17 protein-coding genes are annotated in these 15,849 nt (G+C 44.0%); 1 reads left to right on the forward strand and 16 read right to left on the reverse strand.

Annotation, left to right across the window (positions count from 1 at the left end; translation table 11 throughout):
- Positions 1-18: 18 nt before the first annotated feature.
- From ECHVI_RS15640 to ECHVI_RS15705, 16 genes are all read right to left on the reverse strand, one after another.
- On the reverse strand, positions 19-717 hold the full coding sequence (locus ECHVI_RS15640) for a DUF2231 domain-containing protein (RefSeq protein WP_015266984.1): 699 nt from the start codon (positions 715-717) through the stop codon (positions 19-21).
- Between the two features lie 24 nt (positions 718-741).
- Positions 742-1,179, reverse strand: coding sequence for a hypothetical protein (locus ECHVI_RS15645; RefSeq protein ID WP_157501471.1), 438 nt, complete (start codon positions 1,177-1,179; stop codon positions 742-744).
- Between the two features lie 97 nt (positions 1,180-1,276).
- Entirely contained in the window at positions 1,277-1,792 is a 516-nt protein-coding gene (locus ECHVI_RS15650) for a DUF3347 domain-containing protein (RefSeq protein ID WP_137404711.1), read from the reverse strand.
- Between the two features lie 187 nt (positions 1,793-1,979).
- Positions 1,980-3,770, reverse strand: a complete 1,791-nt coding sequence (locus ECHVI_RS15655) for an efflux RND transporter periplasmic adaptor subunit (protein WP_015266987.1) — start codon at positions 3,768-3,770, stop codon at positions 1,980-1,982.
- 1 nt (position 3,771) lies between these two features.
- Positions 3,772-5,019: a TolC family protein gene (locus ECHVI_RS15660; protein ID WP_015266988.1), complete on the reverse strand. Its 1,248-nt coding sequence runs from the start codon at positions 5,017-5,019 to the stop codon at positions 3,772-3,774.
- Positions 5,016-8,840 carry an efflux RND transporter permease subunit gene (locus ECHVI_RS15665; protein ID WP_015266989.1) on the reverse strand — a complete coding sequence of 1,275 codons (3,825 nt, stop codon included), beginning with the start codon at positions 8,838-8,840 and terminating at the stop codon, positions 5,016-5,018. Before ECHVI_RS15665 ends, ECHVI_RS15660 begins: the two co-directional genes overlap by 4 nt.
- Before the next feature lie 128 nt (positions 8,841-8,968).
- Entirely contained in the window at positions 8,969-9,403 is a 435-nt protein-coding gene (locus ECHVI_RS15670; protein WP_245553344.1) for an HYC_CC_PP family protein, read from the reverse strand.
- A gap of 120 nt (positions 9,404-9,523) precedes the next feature.
- Positions 9,524-10,129 (reverse strand): YceI family protein, encoded by a 606-nt coding sequence (locus ECHVI_RS15675; RefSeq protein ID WP_015266991.1) that lies wholly within the window; start codon positions 10,127-10,129, stop codon positions 9,524-9,526.
- A 4-nt stretch (positions 10,130-10,133) separates the two neighbouring features.
- Entirely contained in the window at positions 10,134-10,301 is a 168-nt protein-coding gene (locus ECHVI_RS23875) for a hypothetical protein (protein ID WP_169316421.1), read from the reverse strand.
- A gap of 53 nt (positions 10,302-10,354) precedes the next feature.
- Positions 10,355-11,623 (reverse strand): hypothetical protein, encoded by a 1,269-nt coding sequence (locus ECHVI_RS15680; RefSeq protein WP_015266992.1) that lies wholly within the window; start codon positions 11,621-11,623, stop codon positions 10,355-10,357.
- A gap of 13 nt (positions 11,624-11,636) precedes the next feature.
- Positions 11,637-12,215: a YceI family protein gene (locus tag ECHVI_RS15685; protein ID WP_015266993.1), complete on the reverse strand. Its 579-nt coding sequence runs from the start codon at positions 12,213-12,215 to the stop codon at positions 11,637-11,639.
- A gap of 11 nt (positions 12,216-12,226) precedes the next feature.
- Entirely contained in the window at positions 12,227-13,258 is a 1,032-nt protein-coding gene (gene adhP, locus ECHVI_RS15690; protein ID WP_015266994.1) for an alcohol dehydrogenase AdhP, read from the reverse strand.
- Between the two features lie 423 nt (positions 13,259-13,681).
- On the reverse strand, positions 13,682-14,137 hold the full coding sequence (locus ECHVI_RS15695; RefSeq protein ID WP_015266995.1) for a helix-turn-helix transcriptional regulator: 456 nt from the start codon (positions 14,135-14,137) through the stop codon (positions 13,682-13,684).
- Between the two features lie 121 nt (positions 14,138-14,258).
- On the reverse strand, positions 14,259-14,639 hold the full coding sequence (locus ECHVI_RS15700; protein WP_015266996.1) for an HYC_CC_PP family protein: 381 nt from the start codon (positions 14,637-14,639) through the stop codon (positions 14,259-14,261).
- Positions 14,640-14,788: 149 nt separating this feature from the next.
- Positions 14,789-14,920, reverse strand: coding sequence for a GDCCVxC domain-containing (seleno)protein (locus tag ECHVI_RS24245; protein ID WP_425386812.1), 132 nt, complete (start codon positions 14,918-14,920; stop codon positions 14,789-14,791).
- A 21-nt stretch (positions 14,921-14,941) separates the two neighbouring features.
- On the reverse strand, positions 14,942-15,220 hold the full coding sequence (locus ECHVI_RS15705; protein WP_015266997.1) for a hypothetical protein: 279 nt from the start codon (positions 15,218-15,220) through the stop codon (positions 14,942-14,944).
- On the opposite strand from ECHVI_RS15705, the gene ECHVI_RS15710 reads away from it, so the two are divergent.
- Entirely contained in the window at positions 15,200-15,823 is a 624-nt protein-coding gene (locus ECHVI_RS15710; protein WP_245553520.1) for a metal-dependent transcriptional regulator, read from the forward strand. The genes ECHVI_RS15705 and ECHVI_RS15710 overlap by 21 nt on opposite strands.
- The last annotated feature ends 26 nt before the right edge of the window (positions 15,824-15,849 follow it).

Here is a 15,849-nt window from a genome sequence, read left to right on the forward strand (position 1 = left end):
CTGGTGATTTCAAGTCAATTAGTGGTCATGCTCCAGTTCTAAAAATTTACCTTCCGGACCTACACCTTCTATGTGTACCAATTGTGCTCCGTAATGCCCTGCATGTGCCACAGCATACGCTGCGCTCAATAGCACAACTGCCACAATAGCCATTGCCCATCTTTTCGATTTGAAAATAAATAGATTGATCCCTTGTAACAGCAGGCCGATAAACCCAAGATTGATTGTCCAGTCAGCCCAGAAGTCGTGCTGTTCCAATACGAGCTTGGCATGTTCTGTTAGTCCGTGAGTATGCGGATGGAAGTTTCTGCCAGCTAAGTAGGCAGCTACAAAACCTACCAGCACCATAGCGAATGCTGTCCACGCCAATTCCCTTTTGATGAAAAAGATGTTGACGACCGCCAGAATGGCTCCCACAATCAGCAATACAATAGCGAAATGCACAATTAACGGATGAATTGTGGGAAAGTCCGCAAGATCAGCCGTGACCTTTTTTTCGTAGTGAGCATCTTGTGGATGTGAATCGTGGCTGTCTGCCTCGCTGGCATGGGTGTGGTCTTTATGCTCTTCCCCGGTGGAATGAGCATTCATCACGGTATCCGCCTGTTGGGCGGTACTGTCTTGTTTGTTTTTATGGCCGTCATGTGCCGATAGGGTTGCTGTGGTGAATAGTACCAATACAACTGCTTTTAGAATATTTTTCATTGTCAATTTCATAGATTTGGGGTTACAGGATTGTTTTTAGTTTTTCTTCAATGCGTTGTAATTGGCCTCTGATTCAAAGTAGGCAACTGCACCTTGTTGGTTAGTCACTACTATAAATGCTTCTGATTTATCTACAGGATTACCACTATAGGGGTCAATCGCGATCCTTGCGCTTTCCAGGTTGTTAAGCTTATCCACGCACATTTCACAGCAACCATAATAGGTTTTGTCATTGACCGGTACCGGGATTTGCGGCTTGCCCATGTAGGCGTCATTCACCATGCATACCAGGCTTGGTTCCACCGGTCGCTCAATTTCATCTGGGCTATAGCCTATAGAAGGCTTTAGCTGCTGATAGTTAATCCAGTACACCAATGCTGTGGCTGTCACTACTAATGCCGCAATGGTCAGGTAGGCATAGACCAGATTCCGGGTAGATGTCTTAGGGTTGTCCTTTTTGCTTTTCTTCTTCATGACTTTTCCGTTTGGTGCTTGATGGAAGAGTGGCGGCAGGATTGTATGCATGACAACCTGCACAAGGGCCACTCTCCAACAGGGCTTATATTAGTTATTAGTTTATTGTCTCTTTTACACTCCCGCACTTCAGCATTTTGTCACCGAAGTATGGGTTTTTGATTTCCTTTTGATTGGATAGCCAATAGGCACCGGCATTGTTATTTGCCATGGGGCAATACTCCAGGTACACTTCACCCATAGAAAGTTCACCACTTTTTACTAAAGAGGCCATTTCATTACTCAACGAAGCGAAAGCTTTGCGCTGGCCATCCAAAGTAGTAGCTGAAACCACCTTTGCCGCCTCCGCCTTAGCTTCCTGCCAGTTATCTTCGGAGCCTAAAGACGCTTCCAGTTTGGTTGCAGCCTTTTTGGCCTCATTCATCTGTGAAGCGACCAGGGCTTCTTTCAAGTGGATATAATGGCCGTAAGCAATACCCAATTTTTTGTCTTTGAACATAGGCTCCATCTTTTGGCTCATTTCCTTTTTTTCATCATGACTACCGTGATCGTGTTGCGCAAATACTCCAAAGCTTACTAAAGCCATTGAAACTATTAGAATTGTGTTTTTCATTTTTGTTTTCAATTTGATAGCCTGTCAACCGACAGGCCGGGTTAAACATTAATATTAAAGATTCAAAATTTGTATGGTGGCTATCCAAATCACAATAAGAATTACTATACCCCAGACGATTCGTCCAGTCCACATTTTTAATTTTGAAGGGGCTTTTTCATCCCCTGTTTTACAGCATTCTTTCATTTTACTTGATATTTTCCTCTACCTCCCCACAAGTGAGCATAGATTCCCCGAAGTAGGGATTGCGGATCTCCTCTTCGGTGCTTAGCCAGTTAGCTCCTTTGTTATTATCTGCCATTGGGCAAAACTGAACGTACAGTGTCTGATCCAATGGATTAAAGGCTTTGGTCATGGCAATCATTCCTTCAGATACCTGCTGAAATGTAGTGCGTAGTTCGGCTATCGTTTTAAGGTGCTGAACATGTTGCAATGCATTTTTCAGGTCACTGCTATAGCTCATCCAGGCATTGTGTGACTCACCGGTAAAAGCAGACATATTCACCTTATCCAGTGTTGTTTTGAGATCGGAAGCGGCTTTTTGAGCCTGATCAAATTCATCGGCCGTTAAGGCATCCTTAAATTTGAGGTATTCAGTATAAAGGGGCCGCAATGCTTCTTTCGCCTTCTGACTAATTGACACTGGCTCAGTCTCTTTTTTCTTGACCTGGCCTGACGAAGCGGGCATGTCCATACCCCCATGATTATGGCCTGTCATGGCCGGGCCACCTTCAGGGTTCATCATGCTCGGTTTCCCTACCAGTTGAGCCGCTGCGTCTATACTGAAGGTACCATTCACGGCTATTTCCTCACCTTCCTCCAGGCCACTCTCCACAATAAAGCTGTCACCTAAACCCGGCCCAAGCGTTACATCACGCATCATGAAACTTACTCCACTGCCGGAGGTATTTTTCACATAGACTACAGAGCGTTTACCCGTCCACATTACGGCTGTTTTCGGAACGATAACATTGTTGGACTTTTTCGGCAATGTAGCTTCTACCGTACCGGATGCAAACATTTCAGGTTTTAGCTGATTGTCTTTATTGGGCACTTCTACCCGGGCCTTGGCTACCCGGGTTTTTGGATTAATTACCGGATCTAAAAAGCTTATCTTGCTTTCAAACGTTTGGCCCGGGAGTGATTGAACTGTAAACCGCACCTGGTCTCCCTTATTTATCCAGGGCATATCCGACTCATACACATCAAACAGCACCCATACGCGTGATAAATTTGCAATCTCATAAATAGGTTCCCCTCGCTTGATGTAGTCACCCACATTAACATTTTTGCTCAACACATAGCCTGAAATGTCTGCCGTAATTGGAAATTCATCGGAAGGGGTACCACTTTCTAATATTTTATCTATCTGACCGTCTGAAAGCTTCCAGTTTTTGAGTTTTGCCCGGGCTGATTTAAATAATTGTGGTTGTGTATCTTTGATTTTTTGCGCTTCAAACAATTCCTCCTGAGCAGTAACTAAATCAGGCGAATAGATATAGGCAATTACCTGTCCCCTGCGCACATATTCACCTGTGAAGTTAACATTCAGTCGTTCAATTCTACCTGGAATGTGACTGGATTGAGAGGAAACAAGCCGCTCATCTTCCTGTACCTTCCCGTTTAATCTAACTGTTTTCACTGGATCCATGGTACCCACAGTGGCAGTTCTAATATCAGCTAGTTGCATGGCGGTAGGCGACATACTTACTGCCATTGGGTCAAGTACTTCATCCTGATCATCCTCCAAAGGAATGAGGTCCATTCCACAAATAGGACAGTCTCCGGGTTCACTCTGACGGATCTGTGGGTGCATAGAGCAGGTCCATACGGTCTCTCCGGCTATTTCTGTCGTGTGCTGGTGCTCATCATCCATTTTACTCTCAGATGATGAACCACCAAAAATCAACCAACCCAGCAATAACCCTATTGCCAGTGTTGACAGTGCTACGATTATTATTTTTTTATTCGCGTTCATCTTAATATGTTTTTGCGGTTAAGTAATTGAGTTTAGCAAGGGCAATTTGATATTGTGTTTCGGCCGTTGCCTTCATCTTTTCATATTTTAAAAGCTGTTGCTGCATACGCAGTACCTCTTCAAATTCATTTCCTGAATTACTGTAAGCCGTAAATAATAGATTTAAAGCCTGAATGGATTCCTGAATTTGCTGATCGTATAGATCAATCAATTCTTGCTGTTGCTGAATTTCAAACCAGGCCATTTCGTAGCTTGACGTAAGGGTATTGGCAAAATCCTCTTTTTGGAGTGAATAGCTTTCCTGCATGAGTTGCGCTTCTTTAACAGCGGCTTTGTATTTACTCCTGAAAATGGGAATGCTAACGGAAACCATAGGCATCATCGCATTTTTGCCATTGCCTTGCGGAGCAGCCATGTCGGAGGCTAAATCCGTACGTTCTCCAACCAACACATAGTCAAGGCCCAGACCAAACTTTGGAAGTCCTTGTTTGTAAGCGACCTCCTCACTTGCCTCACTGGAGGCTATTTTTAAGTCCAGTTCTTCCAATACCGGGTTGTTCGTAAGCAAAGAGTCCTTTCTGAAATTATCAGGCAAGGCTTGAGCAACGAGTGAATCCTCTACGGTTACCAATGCGTCCTCCTCTCTGTTGAGTAGTTTATTAAACCGGGTCAGCAGAGGAGCTTCCTTATCGTTCAGAATGGAAAGGTTTGTAGTGGCGTCTTTCAACATAATATCCACACGCAAGAAGTCAACCATCGTACCCACTCCATTTTCAAACTTTTTGTTGGTAATGGTTTTATAAGACTCCAGTATTTCAATATTCTCCCGCTCAATCTCTTTCCATTGATTAAGTTCATAAAGCGGATAATAGGCCGCTGCCACTTGGTAATACAACCTATTCCGAGCGTCTAAGAAGGCTTGATATTTTGCTTCCGCCATTAAAGCTGCGGCATTTCCCTGTGCCCGTAGCGTCCCAAACCAGGGGAACATCTGCGTTAGGGAAAACCTTGCCTTTTGTGGTCCTACCCTCGTTTCCACCGGTGAAATGAAATAACCAAAAGAGAAATTAGGGTCCGGTAAAGTATTTACCTGCTCCACCTTCTGTATGGCCGCTTCAAATTCCCGATATTTCGCTTGTAGACCCGGATTGTTTTCCGCTGCTATTTTAAAATAGTCATCCAGGACCTGCGCCTGACTTACGCTGGTTCCGAGAAAAACAAGTATTACAATATTTACAATAATCTTCATGATTGTGTCTTTTTAAATTTTCTTTCTTCCCTCATAGCGTATAAAACCGGCACGATGAAGAAGGTGACGGCTGCGAAGAACATACCTCCGAATGCTGGAATAGCCATTGGGATCATGATGTCTGCTCCGCGACCCGTTGAGGTAAGTATAGGCAGCAAGGCAATGATGGTGGTGGCGGAGGTCATCACGGCAGGTTTTATTCTTCGTTGACCAGCTTCCACTGTTGCCGCTCTTATTCCTTTCAGACTGTCTGTTTTATTACGATTAAAACTTTGATCTAAATAAGTAGCCATTAATACCCCATCATCAGTGGCTATACCAAACAAGGCAATAAACCCGACCCAAACAGCCACGCTCAAATTGATAGTATGTATTTGGAACAAGTCTCGGAAATTCGTACCGAAAAGGGAGAAGTCCGCAAACCAGGTCTGGCCATACAACCATAGCATGATAAAGCCTCCACTAAATGCCATGGCAATACCAGTAAACACCATTAATGAAGTCGCTACAGACTTGAATTGGAAGTAAAGGATGAGGAAGACGATACCCAATACCAACGGAACAATGATTGAAAGCCTCTTTTCAGCCCTTACCTGATTTTCATAGCTTCCTGAGAACTTGTAGCTGACCCCGGCAGGAACGACTAAATCACCTGTATCTATTCTTTCCTGAATAGCTGCCTGGGCATCATTCACCACTCCAACTTCCGAGTATCCGTCCCTTTTGTCAAATAGTACATAACCCACCAAAAAGGTTTCCTCACTTTTGATCGCCTGTGGTCCCCTCACATACTCAAAGTCCACCACCTGGCTGATCGGTATTTGTGCTCCTGTAGGTGTAGGCAAAAGGATCTTACCCAATGCTTCAGGATCGTCCCTGAGTTCGCGTGGATAACGTACCCTCACTGGAAAACGCTCCCTTCCTTCCACAGTTGAAGTAATTTTCATTCCTCCAATGGCTGTTTCAATGGTCTGCTGTACATCTTCCACATTAAGCCCATAGCGTGAAATCTCATCCCTGTTGATGTTAAGATGAAGATAGGGCTTACCTACAATTCTGTCGGCAAACACGGCTTCCGCTTTTACCGAAGGAACATTTTTAAGCACTTCCTCCAGTTGCAGCCCAAAGTCTTCTATCGTTTTCAGATCCGGACCATATACTTTGATACCCATGGGGGCTCGCATACCTGTTTGTAGCATCACCAAGCGGGTTTCAATAGGCTGCAGCTTAGGTGCTGAAGTTACTCCCGGTATTTTGGTGACCTTAACAATTTCATTCCAGATATCATCTGGAGATTCAATTTGCGGCCGCCAGTTGCGGAAATAATTCCCGTTATCATCAGGGATGAGTTCCTCCAAAACAACACCTCGGTTAATGGCTTCCTCATTAGAAAGGCTATCACCGCTATTGAGTATGAAGCGATCTTCCTTATCAACTTTGAACCTTATTCGGTGCCCTTTTTCACTGAGCATGTACTCCGGTTTATAGTTGATGACATTTTCGTACATGGAAATAGGTGCCGGATCAAGGGCAGATTCTACCCGTCCTAATTTGCCTACCGTTAATTCTACTTCCGGGATGTTGGTCAGGAGCATATCCAACTGACCAACTACTTTACGGTTGAACTCAATACCGGAATGTGGCATGGAGGTGGGCATGAGCAAGAAACTTCCTTCGTCCAGAGAAGGCATAAATTCTTTTCCTACACCCGGGAAAGTATGGGTCAAGCCTGACCAAACTGTAGTTGTCCGGACATCCCAGCCGAGATTGTCCAATGCTTTAGGAATAAACCCGAAAATGGTATTAAAACCCAACCAAACATTAGCGCCAAGCAAAATCAAGAAAGTAGGTATCAATAAAAAAGTTATTTTATTATCCAGGCACCATTTTAATATAGATTTGTAGTAATATTCTAAAAGCGTGAACGACCCCAGGATAAATCCTACCAATAAGGTCACAAAAATAAAGTTGAGTAACAGAGACTTTGAGGCTCCTAGCGGTAGCCAGTATTTAGCTAAAAGCCAGGTTACGCCAATTAGTACAATGATCAGCTCGGCATAATTGTAGAGAAATAATACAGGTTTAGAAAAGTTTGCTTTTTTAGTGTCAAAAATATTCTTTAAAATTCCGATTGTACCAAATAGTACCAGCAATACGCCACCCCATATCTGACCGGTGAAGAGCCCTAAAATTCCAAATAGTACTAATGCATAGCCGCCATATTTCTTAAGAAATTTATTATTGATTTTGAACCCAAAGAACCAATGTGCCAAGGTAGGCATGATCAATAGACTCACTAACAGCGCAGCTACCAGGGCAAAGGTCTTTGTGAATGCCAAAGGTCCAAAGAGCTTTCCTTCAGCTGCTTGCATGGTAAATACCGGAATGAAGCTGACAATGGTGGTGGAAACAGCGGTGAGAATAGCAGTACCCACTTCCGAAGCTCCATTGTAAATGGTATCTATCAGTTTTTGACCAGGAGGAGCCTCATCTATATGTTTAATAATGTTTTCGGAAAGTATTACTCCCAAATCCACCATTGTACCAATGGCAATGGCAATACCGGAAAGTGCAACTATATTGGCATCTACACCAAAATAGCGCATGGCGATAAACACCATCAATACTGCAATGGGCAGGATACTTGAAATGAGAAATGAAGCCCTGAGATTATACACCATCACGATCACTACCAAAATGGTAATGAGCACTTGAAGCGAAATGGCTTCTTCCAGGGTTCCCAATGTTTCATAAATAAGCTCGGAGCGGTCATAAAACGGAACGATGGTTAACTGGCTTTCCCTTCCATCTGCCAACGTTTTTTTCGGCAGTCCCGGGGCTATTTCTTTGATCTTATCCTTGACGTTGTTAATGACCTGCAAGGGATTGGCACCATAGCGGGCCACCACTACGCCACCTACCACTTCAGCACCGTCTTTATCCAGCAGACCTCTACGGGTGGATGGCCCCAAGGTGACTACACCAATGTCTTTAATACGGACGGGAACATTTTCCTGAACGGCCACCACGGCCTTTTCAATGTCTTCTACTTTTTTGATGTAGCCCAAACCACGTACCAGATATTCTGCCTGGTTGATCTCAATGGTTTTAGCCCCCACGTCTTTGTTTGATTTCTGTACCGCCTGCATTACTCTATGCAATGGGATATCATAGGCTTTTAGAGCATCAGGGTTAACATCAATCTGATATTCCTGTACAAAGCCACCAATAGAAGCCACTTCCGAAACGCCTTCTGTTGCGTTTAATCCATATTTGACGTAGAAGTCTTGTACGGTACGGATTTCGTGGAGATCCCATCCTCCGGTAGGGTTTCCATCCTTATCTCTGCCCTCAATGGTATACCAATACACCTGGCCCAGCGCAGTGGCATCAGGCCCAAGTGCAGGCTGGACCCCTTCCGGTAATAAGCCGGAAGGCAAGGAACTTAGTTTCTCAAGGATACGGGAACGTGACCAGTAAAACTCTATATCTTCACTGAAAATAATGAAGATACTGGAAAAGCCAAATATAGAAGAACTCCGTATAGATTTTACGCCCGGAATACCTAATAAATAGGTAGTCAGCGGATAGGAAATTTGGTCTTCTATGTCTTGTGGTGATCGGCCCTGCCACTGGGTAAAGACAATCTGTTGGTTTTCTCCTATATCCGGAATAGCATCTACCGGAACGGGATCAGAAGGTAATGCGCCTATCTGCCAACCGAAAGGGGCGGTCACAATGCCCCAGGCAATGAAGCCAATTAAGATGAGAACGGTAACTAACTTGTTCTCAAGAAAGTATTTAATGATTTTATTAAGCATGATTTCATTCAATTTTCTTTGAAACTGTTTTGAGAAAAGCGCACGCCAATTGAGAAAAGCGCACGCCAAAGCATGCACTTGGGGCGTAGCAAGACGCTACGACTCAGTGAAAAATTTGAATGAAATGCTTAAATAAGGAAGGACTGAACGAGTACAATAATGTCACGCTCAATCAATGGGGGGGAATAGTCGTTAAACGAATAATAATCAACTGCAGGGGCTCTGAAAAGAAACGATACCACAGCGTAGAGCACTGCGATCATTTGAAAGTCAGGAACCGCCACTTTGGACACTTGGGTAAGGTCTTCATGTCCTTCCATTACTACAGCCTGGTCTTCGCAACAACCCTTTTTAGTGACCTGCTGATGTTCGCAATCTGGATCATGCTTATCCGTGGCACAAGGTGATTTCTGTGTGGCCATTTCGCAGGGCTCAGCTCCTGAAAAGAATGCAATGTTCTCCAACTGCCCCATGCAAAAGTGCATCCCAAGGGTGAAGCTCGTGGAACTGAGCAGCACCAATATGGAAAGCAGGATGGCCGATATTTTTCTAAAACGTTGCACTTTGTAGAAAGTCTAATGCGAATTTACGGAATTTAGTTCAGAATGTTCAAATTATAATGGGGTAAAACGAAGCAATTAGCATTATATTGCTTGGTAACTTATGGTTTTAAACCCATTATTTCATAAATACCTCATTACCAGGTGAAAGTCAACCAGAACTAAATCGTTTATTTTGATAGCACCAAATAATTTTTGAGGCGGCTCCAGATCAAAATCTGAAAGTGAAAATGACCGGCTCCCTTCAATGTGCATGCCATCATTGGTATAGTCTGTAATTTTGCATCGAACATTGTATTTTTCAGACTTTCCCGCCAGGGAAACTATAACTTCTCCATTTATCAAGTCGGAATCAGGTTGCTTCACCAACTGCTCAAACTGGATTATAACCGTTGGGAACTCACCAGCCTTTATTGTATTGTGAAAATCCCTGGTCATAAATCGGTTATGACAATCAAAAGAGGATGCCTTCAGGGTAACTTTGCCATTGAAAATGGTGCGCCCTGAACTAATTTCCCAAACCTGCACAAGCGTGTCCGTACCGTGGTAATCCATTGACTGGCAGTGAAAGTCTTTGACATTGCTGCCTACGGTCAATTCAAGTCGGCTATCTCCTGTTATGAGCCAAACTTTACTGCCCTGACTGTTTATCGTGAAACTTCCAAACATCAGTAAAATCAACAGCACAAGTGTTGGGTAAATTCCTTTGGTTCTAAAAAGGGTATTCATTTGGCTAGCTCTTGTTCTGTTTGTTTTTGAACTTTTCCCGGTACCAGCGAAGTAATTTTTGGCGCTCCTCCTGTCCGAGCATTGTCAGTGATTTATTAAGCTCCTTCTTTAAAAGGCTTTTATCAAAGCTTACCTTTTTCAGGCTGAGCTTGCTGTATTCAAACCAGTTCATCGTATTTAAAAAATCCGGGTGGAGAGCATCTCTCCACCCGGAAAACCCCAAGCCTAAAAACTAATTACAGCTTCAAGGTTAATACCGTTGAATTCTCCTCCGGCATATTTTGTGCCTGCCCAGCCATCATCTTCATAAGTTTGGGTCACATATTCCAATTTAGCCATCACATTGCCGGTGAGGTACCAACCGGCACCAACATTCAATCGGTTTACGCTTTGATCTGCTGCTGTGTCAGACATTTTCCCGTTGACGGTGTTGTACCTTCCCCCGAAGTAAAATTGTTCCGTGTTGCCAAAGCGGTAAAGCACTTCTGCTGCAAGCTGCGTAAAAGAACCAGCTCCTTCCTCATCGCTGTTGGAAGCTACTTCATAGATGCCAAAAAACTCCAAGCCTTTAAATTTGATAAATGGGTTAACCTGAAAAGCTGTTAGTTGCCTGAACCGTGGGTTAAACCTTCCCTCAAAAGCATTCCCATCACCATCGAGTGTTTGCATTACATTATAATAACGGGATCCGGCCCTATCTCCACCGTAAAGGTAATTCCCCGTGGTAGTGCCCTTGTTGATGTACCATGAGCCTGTAAGACGCACTCTCAGGTCATTGTTTATCTGGTTATCATAACCCAGTTTTCCAAAGAATGATGCTTTGTTATCGGAATTGTCGTTTACCACCACACTTTGGTTAAGCTTTCCGTTGGTTAGCCCTAAAACACCCAGAAAGCCGTTTTTCATCACAGTAACTTCACCAAATGCTTCTGTAGAAAAAGCATCCATGATGTAGTTGCCTACAAACGGATTGAAAATGGCACGGGCATTGTCGCTTCTGCGGAAGTGAGCATCTCCATAATTGAACTCATCTAACCCTACGGTGATGCGGGTAACGTCCATGATGCCTTCCAGAAACCCGGGTTTGATAAAATCCAGTTTGTCAATTTGCACATACCCACCTTTTACCCAGGCTTCAGTATGGTTTTTAGAAGAAAGGTAAGTCCTCAAATGCATCCGTACACCCTCATAAAGCTGCACGTCTAAATTCAAATTGGCAGTAGGCAGATTGAAGTTGGAGCCGAGTTCTACCAAACTATCCAGATCATTGGATTGGTTCAAGGCTTGAAATTGCAAGGCGAAATCACCCCCTACCCGGACTTTTACTCCGTCAAAAGCAACGGTATCTTCCTTTGAAGGCTCAAATACATTGACACCGGCCCTGTCATTTGGCCTGAAATACTGCAAGGTCGGTTGCTGGGCATAAACTACGCCAGATGCCAATATTAGAAAGGCAACAAGCATGGATTGAGTTATTTTATTTTTCATTTTCATTTTGTTTGAACTTTTAATTGTTTGATTGTTTAAAAATGGTTTCAAAAGAAATCCTCAGGTCATTCCCTGTCCTTATAGTGCCAAATACTGCTGTGGGCGGTTCCATATTGAACTGACTGAAAGTCACGGGCAGGCTTCCTTTGAAGCGAATGTTTTTTCCGGAAACCAGATAGTTTACTTTGAATTCAACTGGCCTGGCGGTACCGGCAATCGTGAGCCTGCCACCGGCAAAGATGGTGAGGTCATCCACCTGTGCCGTGGTAAGCTCAAAGTGGATGTTAGGATGTTGCTTCGCTTTCAGCGCCTTATAGGCATTTTCGTCCATCCCACTTTTGCCGCTTTTCAACGTATTTACCGGTATGCTTACCGACAAGGACGCTATTTCCTTGATCCGCTCACCGCTCAGCGTAATACTTGCCGAACCCTCCGATTTTTCAGAAACCATCTCCCAATCATGTAGAGTGGAGGTTCCTGTTACCTTTAAAGATTGACTGCCCATCAGCTCATAGTGCTGTTGTGCAGTTGCCGGTAGGGAAAGCGCCACTCCTGCTAAAAGCAGGATATAAGTTTTTATTTTTATGAATCGTTTCATTGTTAGGTGGGTTAATGACCAATATCCAGCACCATACGGCCTTCTATCTGTCCCTTTTTCATTTGATCAAAGATTAGGTTGATATCCTCCAGCGGAGCGGATTTTACCGTGGTGGTTACCTTTCCTTCCATTGCAAAGTCGATAGCTTCCTGCAGGTCTTTCCTGGTGCCAACAATGGAGCCACGCACCGTATAGCGATTCAATACGGTTTCAAAAATGGGCAGGTCAAAGCTACCTGGAGGAAGTCCATTCATTACCAACGTTCCTTTTCTGCGTAGCAGGTCCAGTGCCTGCCGGAAAGCCACCGGTGACACAGCCGTGACCAACACGCCATGAACACCACCCGTTTCTTTCCGGGCATTCATCACTTCATCGGGATTTTTACCGTTGACCACTCTATCAGCTCCAAGCTTTTTGGCCAGGTTCAATTTGTCATCTGACACATCCACTGCAAGCACATGCAAACCCATGGCTTTTGCGTATTGCACTGCCACATGACCCAGGCCACCTATGCCTGAAATGGCCACCCACTGTCCTGGTCGCACTTCGGTTTCTTTTAGGCCTTTATACACCGTTACACCCGCACATAAAATAGGGGCCATTTGCACAAAGTCTATGGCTCCGCTGAACCGCCCTACATAATTGGGATCTGCCAATACGTATTCCGCATAGCCGCCATCTACGCTGTAGCCTCCGTTTACCTGCGACTCGCACAGTGTTTCCCAACCTGTAATGCAATGCTCGCAATGACCGCAGGCACTGTAGAGCCAGGGAACACCCACTATATCACCTTCTTTGGTGTTTTTTACATTGGAGCCCACAGCCGCCACATAGCCAATGCCTTCATGGCCAGGAATGAGCGGCAACCTGGGCTTGACAGGCCAGTCGCCATCAGCTGCATGCAAATCCGTATGGCATACTCCTGATGCCATTACCTGCACCAGGATTTGGTTTTCATTTGGGGCCTTTACAGGTATCTCTTCAATTTTAAGCGGTTGGCCAAACTCTGTGACCACAGCCGCTTTCATGGTTTTTGGTAACATGGTTTATTTATTTAAATGAATACTTTCTAACATTGACACATCAGTCAAATTGACATTTAGTCTGTTCCTTTCGCATCCTGCGTTTGGTTGTAGACCGCCAACCGAACGAATCCAAATAGCGCCAAACGCCTGCAAATTTATTGGCTCAACAAGCCTGATCTTTTACGTAATTTTCTTGGTGTTCCATTTTGAAGTTTAAAATTTAAAATCATCTACATTATTGATTATCAACTATTTAATTGTGATAAATTCAAGCTATCTCACATTTTGAATAGCGTTCGTTCAGGAAATTATAGTCTGTATATCCGTTTTTTACAGAATTATTGACTAGCATAGCCGATCAATAAACTTTCTCCTGTTGAGAAAGAGCTTTTGAAATTCTTTAGGGGTCATTCCTGTATATTGCTTAAACTGGCTGGTCATTTACTGAACCGTGCTGTAACCCGCCTGAAAGGCGATGGCGCTCAAGGTTTGTTCATTGTAGATCAGCAGTTCTTTCACCCGCTCAATCCGTTGCAGGATGAGGTAGCGTTCAATGGTAATGTTTTCAAAAGACGAAAACAGGGTGCTTAAATAGCCGTAATCGTGTTCAAGATGTCGGCACAGATAGCTTGAAATTTTTTCTTCCTGCACTTGGTACCCGGAGCGTGCGTAATCGATTACAAGGCTTTTGATGTGCTCAATGAGCCGGAGCTTCTTTTCTTCGATAAGTTCAAGTCCTGATTGCTTTAGGAATTCCTGAATCAGGCTGATCCGTTCATCATTGAGCTCCCCAATAATCACTGCCTCACCCAAATGGATGCAGGCTATTTGGAAACCGAGGTTTTCGAGCCCCTGGCGCACCCATGTTGCCAATAGTGGCGCATTCCTGTTTTCCATTTTTGGTGCATTGTCAGTTACCGACTACATTCTTCTTTTGTTTAGATTTTACATTTGATAAAGTATTGTACACTACAGGAAGCTGTGTGTGTGACAATACAATTGAACGTCAAATGTAGAATTACAGAAGAAATGACTGGAACAGGATAGAGCGATACCGCCCTGACCAGCCGGGGGGAGCCTTTTTAGGAGTTGTGTAGTTTCTTGACTCGAAAAATTGTGTAGAAGGCAAATGGAACGATGGCTGAGCCATTGCCGCATGTGAAAAATCAATGACCGAAATGTCAGAATGAAGTGTCCTGAAATCATCGAGAGAGAAGATGGTTTCCTGATCCTCACAGCCATCACAAGGGTTGCTATGATCCTCACAGCATGGTTCGTAGTGTTTTAGAAAAAGCTCGAAGCTGATCAGTTCGCCCCCGCAAAAGTGCTGAAACACTGCCATCCCTTTGCCAGGGAGAAGCATTACAATGAGCAGGACGATATATAAGTTGCGCTTCATGAGCCTTTTAATGTAAAATGCCATTCATTGAAAGGGAATCTATTTAGTATCCACTTCAATATGACTCAAAAGTACGCAACGGTTATTGAGAGGGCTATGACATTGCACATGTCAAAACATGATGTATGTCACATAAAGCATTGTCTACGCTAGCAACATGCTTGATCAGAATCCAATTGTACTGGTGGACAAGGTGCTGAGCCATAGGAGCAATACACGCAACAATCCCCTTCCTTCGGTTTTAACAGATGATAACAGAAAGCAGGCTTACGCTTAATAATGTATTTTCTTCATTGTAAAATTCAAGATTTTAGAACTTCAACTATCCTTATATCCCAAGTACCGTTTAAGTGATTGTCCTCTTTATCTTTCCCAAAAACTTTTAGCTTGATCTTCCCGGTGTTTAGGGATTTGACTATTTCTGAAGGTGTATCAGAACTCACAATAAAAGTCTCCCCATTAACATTTACTTGCCATGCATTTTCGTTCTTAACCAACTGGCCAACGATGGTGACTTCAGCATTCTTGGCTGAAAATCCATTATTCCTCACCTCTTCCTGATTCTTTTTCACCTTTCCCATGAAAATGGAGATGTGAGCGTCAAGGATCTGTCGGATCAGTTATCTATAAAAATGCCCACAGCCACCAGCATGATGAAAAAGCTGGCTGAAAAAGGTTTGGTGCATTACGAAAGTTACAAACCTCTGAAACTGACCAGTCGGGGGCTTAAAGAAGCAGGGCTCATCGTGCGAAAGCATCGGCTCACGGAAATGTTCCTGGTAGAGAAGATGGGATTTAGCTGGGAGGAGGTGCACGAAATAGCCGAACAGGTGGAGCACGTGCATTCACCTTTGTTTTTTGAGCGGATGGACAAGCTTTTGGGCTACCCGACCATTGATCCACATGGCTCTCCGATTCCTGACAATGAGGGAAATGTTGAAAAACCGAAATATAACAAGCTCAGCGATTGCAAGGCAGGTGATAAATTCACTTTGCTGGCAGTTGCGAATTCCAGTGAAGAATTTCTTCACTACCTGAATAGTCACCGGTTGAAGTTGGATACTGAGATTACTGTTCTTTCGGTTGAGGCTTTTGATGCAAGCATGACCGTTAGTTATGGCAACATTCCACAAGCGACCTTGGGAGAAGCCGCTTGTAAAAATCTGCTTGGAAGGAGGGGCTGATAACCTCAGCCCCTCATCATGCCGAT

Source organism: Echinicola vietnamensis DSM 17526 (assembly GCF_000325705.1).
GTDB lineage: Bacteria > Bacteroidota > Bacteroidia > Cytophagales > Cyclobacteriaceae > Echinicola > Echinicola vietnamensis.

Coding starts and splice junctions, on each gene's coding strand:
- ECHVI_RS15640 (WP_015266984.1), bottom strand. CDS start 717: ATGAAATTGACAATGAAAAATATTCTAAAAGCAGTTGTATTGGTACTA.
- ECHVI_RS15645 (WP_157501471.1), bottom strand. CDS start 1,179: ATGAAGAAGAAAAGCAAAAAGGACAACCCTAAGACATCTACCCGGAAT.
- ECHVI_RS15650 (WP_137404711.1), bottom strand. CDS start 1,792: ATGAAAAACACAATTCTAATAGTTTCAATGGCTTTAGTAAGCTTTGGA.
- ECHVI_RS15655 (WP_015266987.1), bottom strand. CDS start 3,770: ATGAACGCGAATAAAAAAATAATAATCGTAGCACTGTCAACACTGGCA.
- ECHVI_RS15660 (WP_015266988.1), bottom strand. CDS start 5,019: ATGAAGATTATTGTAAATATTGTAATACTTGTTTTTCTCGGAACCAGC.
- ECHVI_RS15665 (WP_015266989.1), bottom strand. CDS start 8,840: ATGCTTAATAAAATCATTAAATACTTTCTTGAGAACAAGTTAGTTACC.
- ECHVI_RS15675 (WP_015266991.1), bottom strand. CDS start 10,129: ATGAATACCCTTTTTAGAACCAAAGGAATTTACCCAACACTTGTGCTG.
- ECHVI_RS23875 (WP_169316421.1), bottom strand. CDS start 10,301: ATGAACTGGTTTGAATACAGCAAGCTCAGCCTGAAAAAGGTAAGCTTT.
- ECHVI_RS15680 (WP_015266992.1), bottom strand. CDS start 11,623: ATGAAAATGAAAAATAAAATAACTCAATCCATGCTTGTTGCCTTTCTA.
- ECHVI_RS15685 (WP_015266993.1), bottom strand. CDS start 12,215: ATGAAACGATTCATAAAAATAAAAACTTATATCCTGCTTTTAGCAGGA.
- adhP (WP_015266994.1), bottom strand. CDS start 13,258: ATGTTACCAAAAACCATGAAAGCGGCTGTGGTCACAGAGTTTGGCCAA.
- ECHVI_RS15695 (WP_015266995.1), bottom strand. CDS start 14,137: ATGGAAAACAGGAATGCGCCACTATTGGCAACATGGGTGCGCCAGGGG.
- ECHVI_RS15700 (WP_015266996.1), bottom strand. CDS start 14,639: ATGAAGCGCAACTTATATATCGTCCTGCTCATTGTAATGCTTCTCCCT.
- ECHVI_RS15705 (WP_015266997.1), bottom strand. CDS start 15,220: ATGGGAAAGGTGAAAAAGAATCAGGAAGAGGTGAGGAATAATGGATTT.